This is a genomic window from Moorena sp. SIO3B2 (assembly GCF_010692525.1).
GTDB classification, from domain to species: Bacteria; Cyanobacteriota; Cyanobacteriia; order Cyanobacteriales; family Coleofasciculaceae; genus Moorena; species Moorena producens.
Map to the genome: position 1 here is coordinate 1 of NZ_JAAHHE010000985.1, position 1,056 is coordinate 1,056.

The following is a 1,056-nucleotide window of genomic DNA, read 5'->3' on the forward strand; positions in this document are numbered from 1 at the left end:
TCCCTAGCAGCACTGCCAACCTGCCGAATGTGGGAAATAAACGTCTTACCCATTACCTATTACCTATTACCTATTACCCATTCCCCACTACCTATTACCTATTACCTATTACCCACTACCTATTACCCACTACCTATTACCTATTACCTATTACCTATTACCCATTACCCATTACCTATTACCCATTCCCCACTACCTATTACCCATTACCTATTACCTAAAAAAAATGATTCAAAACTTACTATCCCAAATCAGCCAGCAGCTTCAGAAAGAACTAACTGACGACATCTCCCAAGGTCAAATAGAAATTGTTGCTGCCCCCATTACCGAATCACCAACAACACTACCACACATCAGCATCTATCCCGGTAAATGGGAAATTGCCTCAACATTTAGATCAACCCATCCACAACAGTTACATCCGGAGCAACAAAACCCCACCATAATTACTACATCCAGGGAATTTAAACAAGCGTTTTTCATCGATATCTGTGACCCTGACCTAACCAAGCTAGAAAAATTAGCTTCCTTAGCTACAGGTATTATTTTAACTAATTACAAAGAAATCATCGAAACTTATAATTTATCAACGGCTAACAATTATCAAGCCCAACAAACAGCTACAACCCACACGATTAGCCAAATTACTATCCTTGAAGGTAGCTATGATTATCTTAATAATACCCCTAAACTTAAACTAAAATGGCAAGTTATCGGTCAAGTCAACTTTAGCAAAAGTATCACAGAATTTGTGGCTCCGATTGAAGAAATTGAAATTAATCAAAGTGTAAGCAGTCAGCGGTCAGCTTAAAACAAGGTAATGGGTAATAGCTGACGCGATCGCTTTTTTTTATTCTCTCTAAAACTTCCAAAAAAAAGTTTAAAAAACCTTGACAAATAAAATTATAATCATTACAATAATTATATACAACCACAATGATTCCAAGTTTCGACTTATGTCAAAAAACTTCAAGCAAAATCTCAATAAACAACCTGTTGAGCACACTCTAAAAGGTCCTCGTCAAGCCGTAATCTATAGTATGCAAATGTTTTATT

General features: G+C 36.5%; 2 protein-coding genes. Both read left to right on the forward strand.

What is annotated here, in order from left to right:
• On the forward strand, positions 1-221 hold a 221-nt coding region (locus tag F6K38_RS42925), incomplete at its 5' end, for a hypothetical protein (RefSeq protein ID WP_353737303.1).
• A 5-nt stretch (positions 222-226) separates the two neighbouring features.
• Positions 227-811: a hypothetical protein gene (locus F6K38_RS42930; RefSeq protein ID WP_287361017.1), complete on the forward strand. Its 585-nt coding sequence runs from the start codon at positions 227-229 to the stop codon at positions 809-811.
• The last annotated feature ends 245 nt before the right edge of the window (positions 812-1,056 follow it).